Source organism: Streptomyces nigrescens (genome assembly GCF_027626975.1).
Classification (GTDB): Bacteria; Actinomycetota; Actinomycetes; order Streptomycetales; family Streptomycetaceae; genus Streptomyces; species Streptomyces nigrescens.
The window spans coordinates 6678087-6698040 of record NZ_CP114203.1 but is presented as its reverse complement, the minus strand read 5'-3'; the positions used below and the strand labels follow the sequence as shown (position 1 = coordinate 6698040).

Sequence of the window (19954 nt, the reverse complement as noted above, 5' to 3'; positions counted from 1 at the left end):
CCGTCCCGTAACCCTCACCTCGCATCCTTCCCGCAGCACACGGGCTCAGCGCGGCCGGCGACGTCAATCGGGGGGCTTGGCCCAGCCTTGGTCCCTCGCTGGGGGTTCGTTGACGTGGAATTGGCGTGCCGGGCCCTTGCTCCGCCCGGCCCGCGGTGTGCCGGGCCCTTGCTCCGCCCGGCCCGTCGTGCGCCGGGTCCCTATGGCCGGTCCGCCACCGTCGCGTCGTGCCCCGTCCCCGACAGGTCCAGCACCGCCCGCGCCACCGACTCCGGCACATCGGCCATCACCAGGTGGCCCGCGGGGGCGGCGACCGCGAACCGGCCGCCCAGCTCCGCGGCGAGCCCCCGCTGGCGCTCCAGCCAGCGCAGCCGTCCCGCCGTCTCGCTGCCGTCGTAGGCCGCGAGGACGGTCACCGGCACCGCGGGCAGTGGATGGTCCGGGCGCAGCGCGGCGAGCTCCGCGGCCTGGTAGGGGTAGGTCGTGTTCTCCAGGACGCAGGCCCGCGCGACCCGGCTGGTGCGGTAGCCGGCGCGTTCCCAGGGGTGCGGTGGATGGGTGCCGACGGTCGAGGCGCGGCCGATCAGCCGGCGGGCGGCGGGGCCCAGGGCGCGGGGCAGTCCGGCGGCGGACAGGGCACCGGCCACCCCGCCCGCCCAGGCGGTCCGCAGCGCGCGCGGCAGCCGGGGCCGGGGGTTGTCCTCGATGCTGGCGTCGACCAGGAGGAGTCCGGCGCAGCGGTCCGGGTGCCGCCGGGCGAACGCCTCGGCGTGGAATCCGGCGAGCGAGTGGCCGACGACGGTGGCCGGGCCGAAGTGGCCGAGCGCGTCCAGGAGGTGGACGATCCGGTCGGCCTCGGCGGCGAGGGTGGGCGGTTCGGGCGCCGGGGCGCTCAGGCCGAGACCGGGGCGGTCGAAGCGGACGACGGTGCGGTGCGGGGCGAGCAGCGCGGCGACCGCGTCCCAGTCGAACCACGCCATGCCGAGGCCGCCGCTGAGGACGCAGACCGGGCCGCGGCCCTCGGTCAGGACGTGCAGCGGCACACCGTCCACGCGCAGGAAGCGGCCGGGAGTGGGGAGGGGGCGGAGGGTGCGGCTCATCGGTCTCCTTGGCCTTGTCCTCGCTGCGGGGGCGGGGAGAGCGGTGGGGCGGGCGGGGATGGGCGGATGCCGGAAGGACCCGGGCGTGGGGCGGGCGGGTCCGGGTGGGTGGCGGACGGACCGAGGCGTGGGGCGGGCGGACCCGGGCGTGCGCCGGGCGGCTCCGGGCGTGCGATCGCCGCCTCCGGCAGCCACGCGGTGTACGCGGGCGCGCCGGGCCGCGGCAGGGCGGCGGCCACCCGGCGGAAGGCCGGGGCCGAAGGGCGGGTCGGGGTCACGGACATCCAGGTGATCGGGTGGACCCGGCCGGTGGCACGGAACGCCGGGCACGCCGGTGGCGCGCAAAGACCAAGAATAGGCGGGTGGTGGCAAGTTAAGCGGTGGCACCGGCGCGGAGGACCGCAGACGGCTGGGCCGAGGGCCGGATGCGTCGGCGGCCGCTCCGGTGCACTCCATTGGCGGGCCACTACTGGAGGCCTATACCCCTAGGGGGTAGGCTGCGAGGTGCCGGCCTCCCCGGAATCCGCCGGTTTGTCGTTCCGTCGAGAGGTCCGCGATGCGGGAACAGGGCAAGGCCGTCGCTCGGTGCGGCCGTCTGCTGCTGTTCACGGCACCGATCTCCGGCATCGTCGGCGTCGTCGGCACCGTCGCCATGCACGCCTTCGGACACCCGGCGGGCGGACACACCGTCTGCCGTGCCGTCCTCTCCCTGTGGGCGCTCGCCCTCCTGGCCCTGCTGGGCACCGGCCTGCTGACCGGATACCGGGAGACCGGCCTGCTCGCGGCCCTGCGCGCCCGTCCGCTGCGCGCACTGTGGCCAATATCCGCGCCGCCGCGCCCCACACTCCTCGACCGCCTGTCGGTACTGCGCGTGTAGGAGCGCGCGCCTGCCGCCGACGCCCACCGGAGCCCGCGGCAGTGGCCGCTCCCCCGTACCCACATCACATCAGCGACACCGTCACGAGGTGCTTCTCATGCGTACGCACTCCCGCCGCGCCATGCTCGGCGCGGGTATCGCCGTTGCCGGCAGCGGTCTGCTGGCCGCCCGTGCCGCCGGCGCCTTCAGCCCCGGCCCGCGCTCCGGCACGGACGGCAGGGACCATGCCCACGGCTCCCGCCACGACACCCCGGACGACTATGTCTCCCCGGACGGCCCGGAGGTCGTCGACGCCGAGCGCAAGCGGGGCGCGGGCCCGGTGCGCGAGTTCACCATGACCGCCACCCCGGCCCGCATCGACCTGGGCGGCCACACCGTCGACACCTGGGCGTACGGCGATGTGCTGCCCGGCAAGGAAATCCGGGTCACGGCGGGCGACACGCTCGCCATGACCCTCGCCAACCACCTGCCGCAGTCCACCTCCGTGCACTGGCACGGGCTGGCGCTGCGCAACGACATGGACGGCGTCCCCACCCTCACCCAGCGGCCCATCATGCCCGGCGCCTCCTTCCCCTACCGGTTCGTGGTCACCCACCCGGGCACGTACTGGCTGCATCCGCACTCCCGCGTCCAGCAGGACCGCGGCCTGTACGCCCCGCTGATCGTCGACGACCCCAAGGAGCCGCTCTCCTACGACAAGGAGTGGGTCGTCGTGTTCGACGACTGGGTCGACGGGGTGGACGGCAGTACCCCCGACGACGTACTGGCCGAGCTGAACCGGGGCATGAGCAGATCCGGGCACGGGGGCATGCACGGGGACGAGGGAGAGCCCGCAGGAGGCGGCGGCGGTGGTCACGGTACGCAGGCCGCGCGCGCCGGCGGCCCGTCGCGAATGCTGACGGGCTCCTACAGCAAGCTGCTGAACGGCGAAGCGGGCGATGTGGACTACCCGTACCACCTCATCAACGGCCGGCTCGCCAAGGATCCGCAGACCTTCCGGGCCAAACCCGGCGACCGTATCCGGATCCGCTTCCTCAACGCGGGCGGCGACACCGCCTATCGCGTCGCGCTCGGCGGCCACCCCATGACCGTGACGCACGCCGACGGCTTCCCCGTCGAGCACGCCGAGACCGATGCGCTGCTGCTCGGTATGGGCGAGCGCTATGACGTGCTGGTCACGGCCAAGGACGGCGTCTTCCCGCTGACCGCGCTCGCCGAGGGCAAGAAGCGCTCGGCGCAGACCGTGCTGCGCACCGGCAGCGGCCGGGCACCCGAGGCGTCCGCCCGCCCCAAGGAGCTGGACGGCCGGCTGCTGAGCGCATACCGGCTCCGGGCGGCCGAGAGCGTACGGGCCGTGGCCCGCCGCCCCGACCGCACCGTCGAGCTGAACCTCACCGGCTCCATGGCGAAGTTCGACTGGGCGATCAACGGGAGGCAGTACTCACCGTCGCACCGCACCCCGATCCGGGCCGGTGAGCGGGTGCGGCTGGCCATCCGCAACCACACCAGGATGTGGCACCCCGTACACATCCACGGGCACCACTTCGCGCTGCCGAACGGCGGGCCCCGCAAGGACAGCGCGATCGTGCTGCCGGGGCGCAGCCTCGATGTCGAGTTCGACGCCGACAACCCCGGGCTGTGGATGGTCCATTGCCACAACGTCTATCACTCGGAGTCGGGGATGATGACGGTGCTCGGCTACCGGAAGAACTAGGCACCCCGGACACCGCACCCCGCCCCGTCGGCCCCGGCATCTCCGGCCGGGGCAGACGGGCGGGAAGGGGAAGAGCATGGGCCGTCCGTGACCCGCCCGAAGCACCGCCGACATCTCCCCGACCCCCATTGCGTCAGAAAGACGATTAGACTGGCGGGGTGCCTCAACTTCGTCTCGCCCTCAATCAGATCGATTCCTGTGTCGGCGACCTCGCCCAGAACGCCGAGACGATCGTGCACTGGACCCGGCACGCCGCCGACCAGGGCGCACACCTCGTCGCGTTCCCCGAGATGGCGCTGACCGGATACCCCGTCGAGGACCTGGCGCTGCGCCCCTCGTTCGTCGAGGCGAGCCGCGACGCGCTGCGGGCCCTGGCCGCCCGGCTGGCCGGACAGGGCCTGGGCGATCTGCCGGTGATCGTCGGGTATCTCGACCGCGGTGCGCAGGCCAAACCGCGCTACGGCCGCCCCGCGGGCGCCCCGCAGAACGCCGCCGCCGTGCTGTACCGCGGCGAGGTCGCCCTGTCGTTCGCCAAGCACCACCTGCCCAACTACGGCGTCTTCGACGAGTTCCGCTACTTCGTCCCCGGCGACACCATGCCCGTCGTACGGGTGCACGGGGTCGATGTCGCGCTGGCCATCTGCGAGGACCTGTGGCAGGACGGCGGCCGGGTGCCGGCGACGCGCAGCGCGGGCGCCGGGCTGCTGCTGTCGGTCAACGCCTCGCCGTACGAGCGGGACAAGGACGACACCCGGCTGGAGCTGGTCCGCAAGCGGGCCCAGGAGGCCGGCTGCACCACCGCCTATCTGGCGATGATCGGCGGGCAGGACGAGCTGGTCTTCGACGGCGACTCGATCGTGGTCGACAAGGACGGCGGGGTGATCGCGCGGGCACCGCAGTTCGCGGAGGGCTGTGTGCTGGTCGACCTGGACCTGCCCGCCGCGGCGCCCGAACCGCCCTCGGGGGTCCTGAACGACGGACTGCGCCTCACCCATGTCACCCTCTCCCCCGACCCCCTGCCGCCGTACCCTCCCGAGACCGTCGGCGGTACGGCCGAACGCCTCACCGACCTGGAGGAGATCTACACGGCGCTGGTCGTGGGCCTGCGCGCCTATGTCGCCAAGAACGGCTTCCGCAGTGTGGTCCTCGGCCTCTCCGGCGGGATCGACTCCGCGCTGGTCGCCGCCCTGGCCTGTGACGCGCTGGGGGCGGCCCAGGTGCATGCGGTGGCGATGCCCTCCCGCTATTCGTCGGAGCACTCCCTCACCGACGCCGCCGAACTCGCCCGCCGTACGGGCCTGTCCTTCCGTACGGTGCCGATCGGCCCGATGTTCGACGCCTACATGGCCGCGCTGCCGCTGACCGGCCTGGCCGAGGAGAATCTCCAGTCGCGCCTGCGGGGCACCACCCTGATGGCCATCTCCAACCAGGAGGGCCATCTGGTCCTCGCCCCCGGCAACAAGTCCGAGCTGGCCTGCGGCTATTCGACCCTCTACGGCGACTCGGTGGGCGGCTACGGCCCCATCAAGGACGTCTACAAATCCGTCGTCTACCAGCTGGCCCGCTGGCGCAACCAGGCCGCCGCCGAGCGCGGCCAGACCCCGCCGATCCCGGAGAACACCCTCACCAAGCCGCCGAGCGCCGAACTCCGCCCCGGCCAGGTCGACACCGACTCGCTCCCCGACTACGCGATCCTGGACCGCATCCTGGAGCTCTATGTCGACCGCGACCACGGCCGGGAGGAGATCACCGCGCAGGGCTTCGACGCCGACCTGGTGACGCGGGTGCTGCGGATGGTCGACCACGCCGAGTACAAGCGCCGCCAGTACCCTCCGGGCCCCAAGATCTCCGCGAAGGGCTTCGGCAAGGACCGCCGGCTGCCGATCACCAACCACTGGCGGGAAGGGGACTGACGGGGAGTCAGTAACCTGGCGACGGGGCGAGCCCCCGCCGCCCGGCCGAGCGCCGTATTGGTCTCCCGCGTCTCCCGCGTCTCCCGCGTCTGCCGTATACGGCGCCCGGCCCCGCGCCGCGCGCGGTCAGCCGATACGTTCCCCGGCCGGCACCGTCGCGCCGATGGCCTGCTCCGTGTCCGACTCGCCGCTGCGGGCCACGATCCGGGACGCGTCATGGGCTCCGCGGTCCAGGAAACCGGCCACCAGGGCGACGGCCAGACCGAGGGCCGCCAGGACCGCTCCGACCAGGGTCGGGGAGGTCCAGCCCCAGCCGGCCGCCAGTGCCAGGCCGCCGACCCAGGCACCACCGGCGTTGGCGAGGTTGAAGGCGGACTGGTTGGAGGCAGCGGCCAGGGTCGGGGCCTGCTGGGCCTTGTTCATGACCAGCATCTGGAGCGGGGTGGTGGTCAGGAAGCCGACGGCGCCGATGACGACGACCGTGACCAGCGCCGCCCACTTCACCTGGGCGGTGAAGTGGAAGGCGGTCAGGACGAGGGCCAGAGCGGCCAGGGAGCCGTACAGGGTCGGGCGCAGAGCCCGGTCGGTGAGCGGGCCCGCGGCGAGCGCGCCCAGGGTCATCCCGATGCCGAAGAGGGCGAGGACCAGCGGGACCGAGCTCTCCGCGAAGCCGGTGACCTCGGTCATCATCGACGCGAGGTAGCTGTAGACGGCGAAGATCCCGGCGAAGCCGAAGACGGTGGTGAGCAGGCCGAGCAGCACCTGGCGGTCACCCAGCGCCCGCAGCTCGCGACCCAGGCCGGTGCGCTCGTCGGCCGGAAGCGGAGGCACCAGCCGGGCCAGGGAGGCCATCGCGACCAGGCCGATGGCGGCCACGATGAGGAAGGTGGCGCGCCAGCCGAGCTGCTGGCCCAGGAGGGTCGCGGCGGGCACACCGATGATGTTGGCGATGGTCAGACCGAGGAACATCGTGGCGACCGCGCGGGCCTGCCGGCCCTCGCGCACCAGCCGGGCGGCGACCACCGCGCCGACGCCGAAGAACGCACCGTGCGGAAGACCGGCCAGCAGCCGGCCGGCGATCAGCAGACCGAAGGTGGGGGCCAGTGCGGAGGCGAGGTTGCCGACCGTGAAGACCGCCATCAGCCAGACCAGCATCCGCTTGCGCGGGATGCGGGAGCCGAGGGCGGTCAGGAGCGGGGCGCCGATGACGACGCCGAGGGCATAGGCGGAGACGAGGTAGCCGGCGGTGGGCACCGAGGTGCCCAGATCGTCCGCGACGTTGGGCAGCAGGCCCATCATCACGAACTCCGTGGTGCCGATACCGAAGGCCGAGATCGCGAGAGCGAGCAGAGCCAAGGGCATGAAAGACCTTTCGAGGGTGCTGCGTGCGGGCGGGCACGCGGACAGCGGACCGTAAGCTTTAAGTTCTCCTACGGAACAAAGTCTCTCAGGCTCAGTATTCCGGCACGGGAACGGGGCGTTAAGGGCCCGCGTCGATCTCCCCCGGCAATGCGCCGCCTCCGGTCAGATCTTCACCGACGCCGCCACCGGAAGGTGGTCACTGCCGGTCGAGGGCATCACCCAGGCCTTGACCGGGTCCATCCCCTTCATCATGATCTGGTCGATCCGGGCCATCGGGAACGCCGCCGGCCAGCTGAAGCCGAAGCCGTCACCCGCGGCGCCCTGCGCGGAGCGCATCTGAGAGGTGACCGGGGCCAGCGAGCGGTCGTTCATGGTGCCGTTGAGATCGCCGAGCAGCATGACCTTCTTCACCGGGTCGGCGGCGATCGCCTCACCCAGCGCCGCGGCGCTGCCGTCGCGCTGATTGGCGGTGAAGCCCGCCTCGACCTTGACCCGCACCGACGGCAGATGCGCGACGTAGACGGCGAACTTCTGGCCGTCGGTGGCGGTGACGGTGGCACGCAGCGCGCGGGTCCAGCCCATCTTGATGTCCACCGGCCGCGTGTCGGACAGCGGGCGCTTGCTCCACAGCCCGACGGTGCCCTCGACCGTGTGGTACGGATACGCCTTCGCCAGCCCCTTCCGATAGGCGGGCAGCGCCTCGCCCGTCAGCTCCTCCAGGGCCACCACATCGCTGTCGGACGCCACGATGTCCCTGGCGGTGGCCGCCGGGTCGGGGTTGTCGGCGTTGACGTTGTGCGTGGCGACGGTCAGATTGCCGCCGGTGCCCGCCTTGTCGGTGATCTGCCCACCGAAGAGGTTGACCCAGGCGAAGACCGGCAGCACCAGCGCGACCAGCGCGGTCGACGAGCGGCGCAGCACCGCGAGGACGAGCAGCACCGGGATGCACAGTCCGAGCCACGGCAGGAAGGTCTCCAGCAGACTGCCCAGGTTTCCCACGGCGTTGGGGACCTTGGCGTGCAGAAGCATCAGCAGACCAAGCAGTACGGCGAGCACCGCGAGCACGATGCCGCGTCGCCACATCCCCTCAGGGCGCCACCAGTTCCGCAGGCGTTCGGCCCGGGAGGCGGCCCGCCCGGGGTTGTGCCCCTGCCCCGGCTCCGTCATATATGCCTGCGCCATTTAGCTGTCCTCACTACCTTGCTTCGCTGCGCCTCACCTGTGGTCCCCGACCCTAGGCGATGGCCCTTAATGCGCTTTCTTAGAAGTGAGGACGGCGCGGTGACGGGTCGGGGTTCCTGCGCAGGGGGCTGTGACAACGGCTGTGACAGAACGGGCATGATCCGGTCATACGGCAGAGCTTCGAGCGGACCGTCCGACGGGTGCGCGACCCGTCCCACCGGGGGATCCCCCGCCGCCCGACGGAAGATGCCGGAGCCCCCAACCCGTCCCGGTTGCCCGGGAGTTCAGCCCGCCGTGCCCGCCGTGCCCGCCGTGCCCGCCGTACCCGCCGGCGGGCGTACGCCCTCCAGGACCGTGTCGACGATGTCCGCCGCGAGCCCCTCGGGCAGTTCCTTCCACTCGTGGAGGAGTGCGCGGGCCAGCATCGGGCCGACGAAGAGATCGGCGAGGGTCTCCAGATCGCGGTCGCCGCGGATCTCGCCGCTCGCCACACCGCGCCGGAGCAGCGCGAGCAGCGCCTCACGGCGGGCCCGTACGACTGTGTCGTGATATTCGGCCCACAGCTCCGGCTGCGCCTGGACATGGCTGACGACGGTGCGCAGCAGCGCGGAGCTGCGCTTGGCGAGTCCGCGGCGGCGCAGGAACTCCAGCAGGGAGACCAGGTCGTCGCGTACCGAGAGGCCGGCCGGCGGCGGGCTCGGTACGTCCAGGGACCGCATGACATCGAGCAGCAGGGCGCTCTTGCCGGACCAGCGGCGGTAGACCGTGGCCTTGCCGACGCCCGCCTCGCGGGCGATGCGTTCCATGGACAACTCGCCTATGGAGACCCCGTCCTCGATCAGGCGCAGCACGGCCTCGATGATGGCGGAGTCGGCCGCGGCGCTGCGCGGCCGGCCGCGGCCCGCGGGGGCCGCCGGGCCCGGCCGCCCCTCGGCTGCCGCGCCCTCGGGGTCCTCCGCCGCCCGGCTCATCTCTCCACGCCCGCCTTCCGCTCTTCCTGGGGCTCCGCCGCCTGCGGCGCCGGTCCCATTTTGCCCGGCAGGTACAGCACGCTCACCAGGGCCCCGAGCAGTGCGACGGCGGCCGAACCGAGCGCGGTGATGTGCATGGCGTGGATGAAGGCGTCATCGGCCGCGGCGGCCAGCGGCCGGCCGGCCGGCCCCATCCGGTCCGCGAGACCGAGGGTCGCCTCGATGGATTCCCCGGCCGCGTGCCGGGTGGCCTCCGGCAGTCCCGGCACCGCATCGAGGTGGTCCTCGATGCCGTTGCGGTAGCTCGTCGACAGCAGCGAGCCGAGGACGGCGACGCCCAGGGTGCCGCCGACCTGCCGGAAGACGTTGTTGAGCGCCGACCCGGAGCCGGCTTTTTCGCGTGGCAGCGACTGCATGACCGCGACGGTGGCCGGCGGCATGATGTGCGCCATACCGGCACCCTGCAGGAAGAGCAGCGCCTCCAGGATCCAGATCGGGGTGTCCTCGGTGAGCAGCAGCAGGCCCAGCATGGTGTCGGCCACCACGAACATGCTGAAGGTGCAGACCGCGCGGGCGCCGTAGCGGTCCACGGCGAGCCGGGCCCGCGGCGCGAAGAGCATCTGGGCGGCGGCCAGCGGCAGGAACAGCAGGCCGGCCTGCAGCGGGCTGTAGCCGCGCACGCTCTGGATGTAGAAGACGGCGAAGAACGAGACGCCCATCAGCGCGAAGAAGACCAGCGCGATGGCGGCGATGGCGGCCGAGAAGGCGGGCGTGCGGAAGTAGCTGATGTCGATGGACGGATGGTCGCTGCGCTTCTGGTGGAGTACGAAGACGGTCAGTACCACCAGGCCGCCGACGACCGTGCCGACCACCTGCGGGTCGGTGAAGTCGGCGAGCTGGCCGCCCTTGATGATGCCGTAGACCAGCAGGACGAGCCCGACAACGGACAGCAGCACCCCGAACGGGTCCATCCGGCCCGGGTGGGGGTCCTTGGAGTCGGGCACCAGGACCACCATCGCGACCAGCGAGAGCAGCACGATCGGGGCGTTGATCATGAAGACCGAGCCCCACCAGAAGTGGTCCAGCAGCAGCCCGCCGGCGATCGGTCCGACCGCGATGGCGATACCCACCCCACCGGCCCAGATGCCGATCGCCCGGGGCTGCTCGTCCCGCTCGAAGACGTTCATCAGGATGGCGAGGGTGGCGGGCATGACGAAGGCGCCGCCCAGGCCCATCACGGCACGGAAGACGACCAGCTCGGTGGGCGAGCCCGAGACCCCGGCCAGCACCGACCCGGCGCCGAAGACCGCCAGACCGAAGAGCAGCACCTTCTTGCGGCCGACACGGTCACCGAGCAGCCCCGCGGTGAACAGCAGGCCGGCGAAGACCAGGGTGTAGGAGTTGATCGCCCACTCCAGCTCGCTCTGTGTGGCGCCGAGGCCGGCGGGGGCCGGGGTGGCGATCGTCTTCATGGCGACATTGAGGATCGAGTTGTCCAGCACCACGATCAGCAGGCTGAGCATGAGGGTGGACAGGATCGCCCAGCGGCGGCGGTGGATGCGGTCCGGGATCTGCCCGGCCGGCTGCGGTGTGCCCGGGGCGGTGGGTGAGGTGGCCATGCCGCCACGATAGCGCTTTTCGATACGAACCCGTTCCGTATCGTAATTTTCCCGGGGCGCGCCCCTCCTCCGGGTGAACGGACCGGCTGCCCCCGCTCCCTTTTCCTTTGTGCGCGGGCCGTGCCAGCATGGAGGGGAGTCCGGGGACACCGTCAGGGTGCCTCGAGATGATGAACAGGAGCCGTCACCATGACGCAGCTTTCGCCTGCCCAGAAGCCGGTCGACAAGTCGCTCTACGGAGGTACGGGGTCGCGCCGGGTCACCGTCCGCGATATCGCCGCCGCCAAGGAGCGCGGCGAGAAGTGGCCGATGCTCACCGCCTACGACGCGATGACCGCCTCCGTCTTCGACGAGGCCGGGATTCCCGTCCTGCTCGTCGGCGACTCGATGGGCAACTGCCACCTCGGCTACGAATCCACCGTGCCGGTCACCATGGACGAGATCACCCTGCTGTCCGCGGCGGTCGTCCGGGGCACCAAGCGCGCGCTGGTCATCGGCGATCTGCCGTTCGGCGCGTACCAGGAAGGGCCGGTGCAGGCGCTGCGCAACGCCACCCGGCTGGTGAAGGAAGCAGGAGTGGGCGCCGTCAAGCTGGAGGGCGGTGAGCGCTCCGCCGAGCAGGTGGAGCTGTTGGTCTCCTCCGGCATTCCGGTGATGGCGCACGTCGGGCTGACCCCGCAGTCGGTCAACGCCTTCGGCGGCTACCCCGTCCAGGGCCGCGGCGAGGAGGCGGCCCAGCAGTTGCTGCGGGACGCCAAGGCGGTGCAGGACGCCGGTGCGTTCGCGGTCGTTCTGGAGGCCGTACCCGCCGAGCTCGCCGCCGAGGTCACCCGTTCGCTCTACATCCCGACCGTCGGCATCGGCGCGGGCCTGGACTGCGACGCGCAGGTCCTGGTGTGGACCGACATGGCCGGGATGACCGCCGGCCGGGTACCGCGGTTCGTCAAGCAGTACCTCGACATGCGGGCACTGCTCGGCGGCGCGGCGAAGGCGTTCGCGGAGGACGTTGTCGGCGGTGACTTCCCGGCCGAGGCCCACACCTTCCACTAATCGGCTGCGCTTTGCCTTCGGCCCACGTTTTTGTCTGTCCCGCCGTGGTTGTTGCTCGCCGTTGCGCCTGCGGCGGGCGGGTGGGTGTCGGGTGCGGTGACGGACCTCCGGGGCAGGGTTTCCGGACTGCTTCGCTTTACGTCCGGAAACCCTGCCCCTCCGGCCCGTCCCCTCCCGTGGGAGGAGTAAGTAACGGTGAGTGGGGGCGAGCGTCCGTAGACGGCACTTTCACTCCTGCTTCGCGAGGAGCACGTGACCACCGACGACCACCCCCACCGGCCTTTCCCCCATCCACCAACGGGAGGGGACGGGCCGGAGCGGGTGGGGGTGTCCGGACGTAAAGCGAAGCAGTCCGGACACCCCCACCCGCGCAGGCCCGTCACCGCACCCCAACAGCCCCGCGCAGCGGACCCGCCCGCCGCAGGCGCCACGGCGGGGACCCGCAAGCATCCCCCGCGCCCAAGCCCCGCGCAGCGGACCGGCCCGCCGCCAGGCGCAACGGCGAGAAAGCCGAAAACGTGGAAAGGCCAAGCCAAGGACACCACCGTGTCGGCAGGCTGTCGGTGCCTTGTCGGCAGCCCCTGGCAGGGTATTGGCATGACGCGACAGACGATATCCACCAACGGCGGGAACGCCGTGGAGGTGCGCGGTCTGGTCAAGCACTTCGGCGCGGTCAAGGCCGTCGACGGGGTGGACCTGGACGTGAAGGAAGGCACCGTGCTCGGGGTGCTCGGCCCCAACGGTGCCGGCAAGACGACGCTCGTACGCTGCCTGTCCACCCTCCTGGCGCCGGACGCCGGCCGCGCCGTGGTGGCCGGTTTCGACGTGGTGCGCCAGCCCCGCGCGCTGCGCCGCACGATCGGCCTGACCGGGCAGTACGCCTCGGTCGACGAAAAGCTCTCCGGCTGGGAGAACCTCTACATGATCGGGCGGCTGCTCGATCTGTCCCGCAAGGACGCCCGCCGACGCGCGGACGAGATGCTGGAGCGGTTCTCGCTGACCGAGGCCGCCAAGCGGCCCGCGGCCAAGTACTCCGGCGGGATGCGCCGCCGGCTCGACCTGGCCGCCTCGATGATCGGCCGGCCGTCGGTGCTCTTCCTGGACGAGCCGACCACCGGTCTGGACCCCCGCACCCGCAACGAGGTGTGGGACGAGGTCCAGCGGATGGTGCGCGAGGGCGCGACGGTGCTGCTGACCACCCAGTACATGGAAGAGGCCGAGCAGTTGGCCAACGAGCTGACGGTGGTCGACCGCGGACGGGTGATCGCCGAGGGCCGGGTCGACGAGCTGAAGGCCAAGGTCGGCGGGCGGACGCTGCAGATCCGGCCGTCGGACCACGGGGAGCTGGGCCGGGTGGCCGCCGCCATCGAGCAGGCCGGGCTGGACGGCATCGCGGGTGCCACGGCCGACCACGACGGGGGTGTGGTCAACGTACCGATCATCAGTGATGAGCAGCTGACCGAGGTGGTCGGTCTGCTCGGCCGCCAGGGCTTCGCGCTCGCCGGGATCAGCACCCATCTGCCCAGCCTGGACGAGGTGTTCCTGGCCATCACCGGCCAGAAGACCTCCGAGGCCGACACATCTGAGGACGACATGGAGCAGCAGTACGCGGAGGTGTCGGCATGAGTACCGCCACCATGACGGCACCGCTCACCAAGCCCGGTGCCGACGAGGGACGGATCGGCCTCCGCGCCAATCTGCGGCACATCGGCGCGCTGGTGCGGCGCAACGCCCTGCAGATCAAGCACGATCCGGAGTCGATGTTCGATGTCCTGCTGATGCCGGTCATCTTCATCCTGCTGTTCACCTATGTCTTCGGCGGTGCCATCGCCGGCAAGGGCAATCAGCAGGAGTACATCCAGCGCCTGGTGCCCGGCATGATGGCGATGATGGGCATGAACATCGCCATGGCGGTGGGCATGGGCGTCAACGAGGACTTCCGCAAGGGCGTGATGGACCGCTTCCGGACGATGCCCATCGCCCGGTCCTCGGTCCTGATAGCGAAGATAGTCGTCGAGATCGGGCGGATGCTGATCGCCACCGCGATCCTGCTCGGCATGGGCTTCCTGCTCGGCCTGGAGATCCGCGGCACCATTCCGGAGTTCCTCGGCGCGATCGTGCTGTCCACGGCCTTCGGCGCGGCACTGATGTGGATCTTCATCCTGCTGGGGCTCGCCGTGCGGACCCCGCAGGCGGTCCAGGGCATGGCGATGGTGGTGCTGATGCCGCTGCAGTTCGGCTCGTCGATCTTCGCGCCGACGACCTCGATGCCCGGCTGGCTGGAGGGCTTCACCCAGGTCAATCCGGTCTCCAACCTGGCGGACGCGGCCCGTGCGCTGATCAACGGCCAGGGCGCGGTGGCGCACCCGACGCTGGTCACGCTCGGCTGGGCGGTCGCCATCACGGCCGTCACGATGCCGCTCGCGGTGTCGCGGTTCCGCAAGAAGACCTGACGCGCGTCCCGCGGGGGACCTCCCCGCGGGACGGCCTTTCGCCCGGCTCGCGTCAGATGAGGGCGGTGGCCTCTCCGAGCGAGAGGCCACCGCCTTCGGCGTGCGCACGGGCGTACGCCGTATCGCCGAGCAGCGCCCGCGCCGCCGCCTCGGTACGGTCCCGGTCCCGGCGGACGAGCAGCGGCGGCACCTGGCCGTCCGCCCGCATGGCGTCGTACGCGCCCACCAGACGCGCCGCGTCCCAGCCGCCCTTCTCGCCGCGCTCCGCCATCAACACCCGTGCGCCGGTGAGGAGTTGCACCACCGGAAGGTCCGGCGCGACGATCTGCGCCAGGGAGTCCTGCATCAGTTCCAAGGACTGCCGGAACCTCGGCAGCAGTCCCTCCCGGTGCCCCTCGTCCACATCCAGCGAGATCGACAGTGCCTGCAGCAGCCCGGCGAACAGGTCCGGGGCGCGCGAGGTGAACAGCTCCTGGACCCTCCGGAGTTGGGCCCGCGCCTCCTGGAGACGCTCCGTCGCCGTCAGCCACATCGCGAGGGTCAGCCGCGCGAACGGCTCGGTGTCCCGGACGCTGTTGCCCTTCTCGGCGTCGGCCAGCACCTCGCGCAGCATCCGCTCACCGGTCTCCGCCTGTCCGTCCTCGATCAGCACGGCGCCCAGCCGGCAGCGCAGCAGCAGGATCTGGCCGTGGGCCCCCAGATCCTCGGCGTGCACCATCGCCGCCCGGTAGTCGCGCGCCGCCGCCCCGTACGCGCCACGCTTCTCATGGTTCTCACCGCGCCCCGACAGCGCCTCGGCCGCACCCCAGGCGTCGCCGAGCCGGAGGAAGAGCCGCAGCGCCTCGTCCGCGTCGCGGGCCGCCTGCGCCAGCCCGCCGGGACGGTCGTTGAAGATCTTGGAGCGCAGCTGCAGGACGTAGGCCAGCTCCCAGTCGTAGCCGAAGTCGCGGCAGGCGCGCACCGCGCCGTCGACCAGCTCCGCCAGTTCGTCGAACTCCCCGGTGATCAGCACCGCGTAGTACCACATCACGCCGGGCACCTTGCAGGTCTGCGGCATACCGGAGCGGTAGGCGGTGAGCATCCCCGTCAGCTCCTCCTGCATCGCCGGATCGCGCAGTGCCGTGATATCGCTGTCCCTGCTGGCGAGCGCGACCAGCCGGATCTCGCGGCGGGCCTCCAGCAGCTGCTCGGGGGCCATCGGAGGCGGTGTGTCGATGGGTCGCTCGTGCAGGTCGGGGGCGGGTTCGGCGGGCGCGGCAAAGGGGTTGGGGCCGAGCACGGCGGCCGCGGTCGACCAGTGCCGGGCATCGCTGCGGTGGTCCCGCAGCGACCAGAACCACTGCAGGGACAGCACCAGGCACAGCGCCTCGTGCTCGTCGTGGGCGGCGAGGGCGCGGCGCAGCGCGGTGCGCAGATTGTCGTGCTCCAGCTCCAGCCGCTCCATACCGGCGCGCTGACCGGGTCCGCGCAGCAACGGGTCGGTGGTACGGGCCAGTTCGCGGTAGGCGACGAGATGGCGGCGCTCGGCACCGGCACGCTCCCCCGCCTCGTCCAGCCGCTCTCCGGCGTACTCCCCCACGGTCTCCAGCAGCCGGTAGCGCATCTGCCCGCCGGTGCCGGCAGCGCGGCCGGCACCGCCCTCCTGTCCGGCCGGCGCCGCCACCACCAGCGACTTGTCGATCAGCGAGCCGAGCAGCCCGGCCACCTCGCGCCCGTCGACACCGTCGCCCGCGCACACCTCTTCCGCGGCGGCCAGATCGCAGCCGCCGGCAAAGACGGACAGCCTCCGCAGGACGGCCCGTTCGGGCTCATCGGTCAGGTCCCAGGACCAGTCCACGACGGCGCGCAGCGTCTGCTGCCGGGGCAGCAGGGTCCGGCTGCCGCTGGTCAGCAGCCGGAACCGGTCGTCGAGACGGTCGGCCAGCTGCCGCGGCGAGAGCAACCGCAGCCGGGCGGCGGCGAGTTCGATGGCGAGCGGCAGCCCGTCCAGCCGGCGGCAGATCTCCGTACAGGCCGCCGGATCGTCCTCGACCCGGAAGCCGGGGCGGGCGGCGGCCCCGCGGTCGGCGAGCAGCCGCAGCGCGACGGGGTCGGGCAGCGGCTCGACCGGCCGCAGCACCTCGCCCGGTACGGCCAGCGGCTCCCGGCTGGTGGCCAGCACGGTCACCCCGGGGCAGTCGGCCAGCAGCCGCTCGGCGAGCTCGGCGGCGGCGTCGATCACATGCTCGCAGTTGTCGAGGACCAGCAGCATCCGGCGTCCCGCGCAGTGCTCGGCGAGCCGGGCGAGCGGGTCCAGGGCGGTCGGGTCGGCGGCGGCGCGCAGCCCGTCCGCGGTGGTGCCGCGGACGACGGTCTCGCGGGCGCCGAGCGCGGTCAGCACCGCCTCGGGCACCGTCTGCGGATCGTCCACCGGCGCCAGCTCCGCCAGCCATACGCCGTGCGGCCAGGCGTCCGGCAGCGCGGCCGCGGCGGTCTCGGCGCCCTCCTGCGACAGCCGGGTCTTTCCGGCGCCACCGGGGCCCAGCAGCGTCACCAGCCGGTGCGCGGCCAAGTCCGCACGGATCGCCGCCAGATCGGTGTCCCGCCCGACGAAGGAGGTGAGCCGGGCACGGAGGTTGCCGGGGCGGGTGTGGGGGTGGGGCTGGGGATGAGGGTGGGGGTGGGAGTGGGAGTGGGGAGGTTCGGTGCTGGAGGTTCCGGGGCTGGGGGTTCCGGGGCTGTGCGGGGTCCCGGAGCCGTACGCGGTCCCGGTGCCGTACGACGTGCCCATCCCGGTGCCGTACGACGTGCCCGTGCCGTTCAGGGCGGGGGCCGCGGCCGGGGTGCCGGGTATCGGGGCCAGCGGCGGCCGGTCCGTCGGCGGCGGCCGTAGCAGCTCCGCATGCAGGGTGCGCAGCTCCGGGCCCGGGTCGGCGCCGAGGCGTTCGGCGAGGCCGGTGCGTATCTCCTCGTAGGCGGCCAGGGCCTCCGCCGTGCGGCCGGCCGCGCGCAGGGCGTGCAGCCGCAGGGCCTGGAGGGGCTCGTCGAGGGGGTGGTCCTCGCACAGCGCGAGGAGGGTGGGCAGCGACTGGGTGGCCCGGCCCAGGGCCAGATCGGCGGCGATGCGGGTGCACTGGGCGTCCAGCCGCCGGCGCTCGGCACGGGACGCCTCGACGCTCGCGTCCGGGAGGTCGGCGAGGGCCGGGCCGCGCCAGAGCGCCAGGGCGTCGTCGAGCAGGGCGGCGGCACGGGCCGGGTCCGCCTCGCCCAGCGCCCGGCCGCCCTCCGCCGCGAGCCGTTCGAAGCGGTGCAGATCGACGGCGTCGGGCTCGGCGCACAGCCGGTAGCCGCCGTCCACGGAGGCGATCGCGGCATGTCCCAGGGCGCGGCGCAGCCGGCCGACCAGCGCCTGCAGCGCACCGGCCGCGTCGGCGGGTGGTTCCGCGCCCCATATGTCGCCGATCAGCAACTCCGGGGACAGTGCCCGGCCGGGGCGCAGCGCGAGGGCGGCGAGCAGTGCACGCAGGCGTGCGCCGCCGAGGGCGACGGGGGTGCCGTCGGCCCGTCCGGCCTGGGTGGTGCCGAGAATTCCGTAATGCACCGGCCCATTGTCGTTCACGCGGTACCCGGCAGGTATCGCGTTTCGTTTTCGGGGCACGGGGTCCGGGAGGAGGGGTCCCGCGGACGAGCCGGTTCCGCGGGGGCCGTGCGCCGCGCGCCGTGTCGCGGTTACGGTCATGGCTGCCCCTCACCAACCTCGGGAGCCCGCACCATGACCACAGCAATCCGGCGCGCCGACCGTCGCGTCAGCCCGGTCTTCCTTGCGATGGTCGCCGTCATGGCGGTCTCGGGATGGGCCGTGTGGAGCGGGACGCTCGCGGCGAACGCCGGCGTCGCGGTGTTCTTCTTCGTGGTGTCCGGCTGGGTGGTCTCGCTGTGTCTGCACGAGTACGCACACGCCCGCACCGCGCTGCACAGCGGCGACATCTCGGTGGAGGCGAAGGGCTATCTGACCCTGAACCCGCTGAAGTACACCCATGCGCTGCTGAGCATCGTGCTGCCGGTGATCTTCGTGATCATGGGCGGGATCGGGCTGCCGGGCGGTGCGGTGTTCATCGAGCGCAGCCGGATCCGGGGGCGCTGGCGGCACAGCCTGATCTCGGCGGCCGGGCCGCTGACGAACATCCTGTTCGCTGCGGTGTGCACGGCGCCGTTCTGGCTGCACGCGCTGTCGGGCGTACCGGCCACGTTCCGCTATGCGCTGGCCTTCCTCGCCCTGCTCCAGGTCACCGCGGCGATCTTGAACTTTCTGCCGGTGCCGGGGCTGGACGGCTATGGCGTGATCGAGCCGTGGCTGTCGCGGAAGCTGCGGCGGCAGGTGGAGCCGTTCGCGCCCTTCGGACTGCTGGCGGTCTTCGTCTTCCTGTGGGTGCCGGAGGTCAACCGGGTGTTCTTCGACCTGGTCGACGTGATCCTGCGCGGGCTGGGCGTCTCAGGTCTGGAGCCCCACATCGGGCAGGAGTACTTCCGCTTCTGGCAGGGCGAGCCGCAGCTCCCGCAGACCGGCGGTCTTTTCTGAGCCGGCGGTCTTGAGCCAGCGATCTTTCTGAGCCGGCGGTCTTTTCTGAGCTGACCGGCGTCAGCCGGCCGCCCCGGCCCGCTGCACCTTCGCCTTGCGCACGTAGAACCACGCCATGTTGCTGGAGATGCCCGCCAGCAGGATCCAGACGACGCCGAAGAAGCTGCCCTCGACGAAGGCGACGACGGCCGCGGCGACGGAGAGCACACACACGACGAGGGCCATCAGGGCGAGTCGCCGGGCGGGGCCGGGCGGGGGCAAGAGGGACATGGGGGCGGCTCCTGTCGGGAGTGGTCGGACCTCCCCAGTGTCCCCCATGGCTGCGCTTCCCCCGCGCCCGCCCTGCCCCCGTCCCCGCCGCTCAGACGTCCGTGACCCGCAGCCCCGCGTGGGCCTTGTAGCGACGGTTGACCGAGATCAGGTTGGCGACCAGCGACTCGACCTGGTGGGCGTTGCGCAGCCGGCCGGCGAAGACGCCGCGCATACCGGGGATGCGGGCGGCCAGCGCCTGCACGACATCGGTGTCGGCGCGGGATTCGCCGAGCACCATCACATCGGTGTCGATCTGCTCGATCTCCGGGTCCTGCAGCAGTACCGCGGACAGATGGTGGAAGGCGGCGGTGACCCGGGCCCCGGGCAGCAGGGCCGCGGCCTGCTCGGCGGCGCTGCCCTCCTCCGGCTTGATCGCGTAGGCGCCCTTCCTGTCGAAGCCGAGCGGGTTGACGCAGTCGATGACGAGCTTGCCGTCCAGTTCACCGGCGAGCGCCTGCAGGGTCTTGGCATGGCCGTCCCAGGGCACGGCGATGATCACGACATCGCTGCGCCGGGCGCATTCGGCGTTCTCCGCGCCCTCGATGCCCAGGCCGAGTTCCCCGGCGGCGGTCTGGGCGCGTTCGGCGGCCCGGGAGCCGATGATCACCTTCTGGCCGGCCCTGGCCAGCCGGTAGGCCAGGCCACGGCCCTGGTCACCGGTGCCGCCGAGGACGCCGACCACCAGACCGGAGACGTCCGGGAGGTCCCAGGGGTCACGCTGGAGGGCGGCCTTCGCACGGGTCGCGGCGTTCGGGGACCGGGAATCGTCAGGAGTAGTCATGACAGCGATAGTGTCACGCCCCGACGGCGACCCGGTCATGCCCTCGACAGCGATCCGGGCCA

Annotated in this window: 15 protein-coding genes; 7 read left to right on the top strand and 8 right to left on the bottom strand. The window is 72.3% G+C overall.

Annotated elements, in window-relative coordinates; translation table 11 throughout:
- Window positions 1-200 precede the first annotated feature (200 nt).
- On the bottom strand, window positions 201-1100 hold the full coding sequence (locus tag STRNI_RS29730) for an alpha/beta fold hydrolase (RefSeq protein WP_266449768.1): 900 nt from the start codon (window positions 1098-1100) through the stop codon (window positions 201-203).
- Between the two features lie 556 nt (window positions 1101-1656).
- Between STRNI_RS29730 and STRNI_RS29725 the strand changes: the two genes are divergently transcribed.
- The 3 genes from STRNI_RS29725 (at window position 1657) to STRNI_RS29715 (ending at window position 5604) form a co-directional block, all read left to right on the top strand.
- Complete coding sequence (locus tag STRNI_RS29725; protein WP_277412346.1) at window positions 1657-1977, top strand: hypothetical protein; 321 nt, start codon at window positions 1657-1659, stop codon at window positions 1975-1977.
- A gap of 97 nt (window positions 1978-2074) precedes the next feature.
- Complete coding sequence (locus STRNI_RS29720; RefSeq protein WP_159488467.1) at window positions 2075-3691, top strand: multicopper oxidase family protein; 1617 nt, start codon at window positions 2075-2077, stop codon at window positions 3689-3691.
- A gap of 158 nt (window positions 3692-3849) precedes the next feature.
- The gene (locus STRNI_RS29715) at window positions 3850-5604 is read left to right on the top strand and encodes an NAD+ synthase (protein WP_277412345.1); all 1755 of its coding nucleotides are present in this window, start codon (window positions 3850-3852) and stop codon (window positions 5602-5604) included.
- 126 nt (window positions 5605-5730) lie between these two features.
- Here the strand turns inward: STRNI_RS29715 and STRNI_RS29710 are convergent, their stop codons facing one another.
- From STRNI_RS29710 to STRNI_RS29695, 4 genes are all read right to left on the bottom strand, one after another.
- Window positions 5731-6966: an MFS transporter gene (locus tag STRNI_RS29710; RefSeq protein ID WP_229838554.1), complete on the bottom strand. Its 1236-nt coding sequence runs from the start codon at window positions 6964-6966 to the stop codon at window positions 5731-5733.
- Between the two features lie 162 nt (window positions 6967-7128).
- Window positions 7129-8133, bottom strand: coding sequence for an endonuclease/exonuclease/phosphatase family protein (locus STRNI_RS29705; protein WP_371874925.1), 1005 nt, complete (start codon window positions 8131-8133; stop codon window positions 7129-7131).
- A 299-nt stretch (window positions 8134-8432) separates the two neighbouring features.
- Complete coding sequence (locus STRNI_RS29700; protein ID WP_274735212.1) at window positions 8433-9119, bottom strand: TetR/AcrR family transcriptional regulator; 687 nt, start codon at window positions 9117-9119, stop codon at window positions 8433-8435.
- On the bottom strand, window positions 9116-10738 hold the full coding sequence (locus STRNI_RS29695) for an MFS transporter (RefSeq protein WP_018090196.1): 1623 nt from the start codon (window positions 10736-10738) through the stop codon (window positions 9116-9118). Before STRNI_RS29695 ends, STRNI_RS29700 begins: the two co-directional genes overlap by 4 nt.
- A gap of 189 nt (window positions 10739-10927) precedes the next feature.
- Here STRNI_RS29695 and panB point away from each other — a divergent pair, with 189 nt between their 5' ends.
- The 3 genes from panB to STRNI_RS29680 all read left to right on the top strand — a co-directional run bounded on the left by panB (window position 10928) and on the right by STRNI_RS29680 (window position 14241).
- Window positions 10928-11788, top strand: a complete 861-nt coding sequence (gene panB / locus STRNI_RS29690) for a 3-methyl-2-oxobutanoate hydroxymethyltransferase (protein ID WP_159488461.1) — start codon at window positions 10928-10930, stop codon at window positions 11786-11788.
- 597 nt (window positions 11789-12385) lie between these two features.
- Window positions 12386-13414: an ATP-binding cassette domain-containing protein gene (locus tag STRNI_RS29685; protein ID WP_277412344.1), complete on the top strand. Its 1029-nt coding sequence runs from the start codon at window positions 12386-12388 to the stop codon at window positions 13412-13414.
- The gene (locus STRNI_RS29680; RefSeq protein ID WP_093644904.1) at window positions 13411-14241 is read left to right on the top strand and encodes an ABC transporter permease; all 831 of its coding nucleotides are present in this window, start codon (window positions 13411-13413) and stop codon (window positions 14239-14241) included. Before STRNI_RS29685 ends, STRNI_RS29680 begins: the two co-directional genes overlap by 4 nt.
- Window positions 14242-14293: 52 nt before the next feature.
- Here the strand turns inward: STRNI_RS29680 and STRNI_RS29675 are convergent, their stop codons facing one another.
- Complete coding sequence (locus STRNI_RS29675; protein WP_277412343.1) at window positions 14294-17821, bottom strand: AfsR/SARP family transcriptional regulator; 3528 nt, start codon at window positions 17819-17821, stop codon at window positions 14294-14296.
- A gap of 171 nt (window positions 17822-17992) precedes the next feature.
- Between STRNI_RS29675 and STRNI_RS29670 the strand changes: the two genes are divergently transcribed.
- A complete protein-coding gene (locus STRNI_RS29670) occupies window positions 17993-18799 on the top strand; it encodes a site-2 protease family protein (protein WP_159488459.1) in 807 nt (268 codons plus the stop codon).
- A gap of 60 nt (window positions 18800-18859) precedes the next feature.
- On the opposite strand, the gene STRNI_RS29665 is transcribed toward STRNI_RS29670, so the two are convergent.
- Window positions 18860-19069 carry a hypothetical protein gene (locus tag STRNI_RS29665; RefSeq protein ID WP_018090190.1) on the bottom strand — a complete coding sequence of 70 codons (210 nt, stop codon included), beginning with the start codon at window positions 19067-19069 and terminating at the stop codon, window positions 18860-18862.
- 91 nt (window positions 19070-19160) lie between these two features.
- Window positions 19161-19892 (bottom strand): NADPH-dependent F420 reductase, encoded by a 732-nt coding sequence (gene npdG, locus STRNI_RS29660; protein WP_026169730.1) that lies wholly within the window; start codon window positions 19890-19892, stop codon window positions 19161-19163.
- Window positions 19893-19954: the final 62 nt, after the last annotated feature.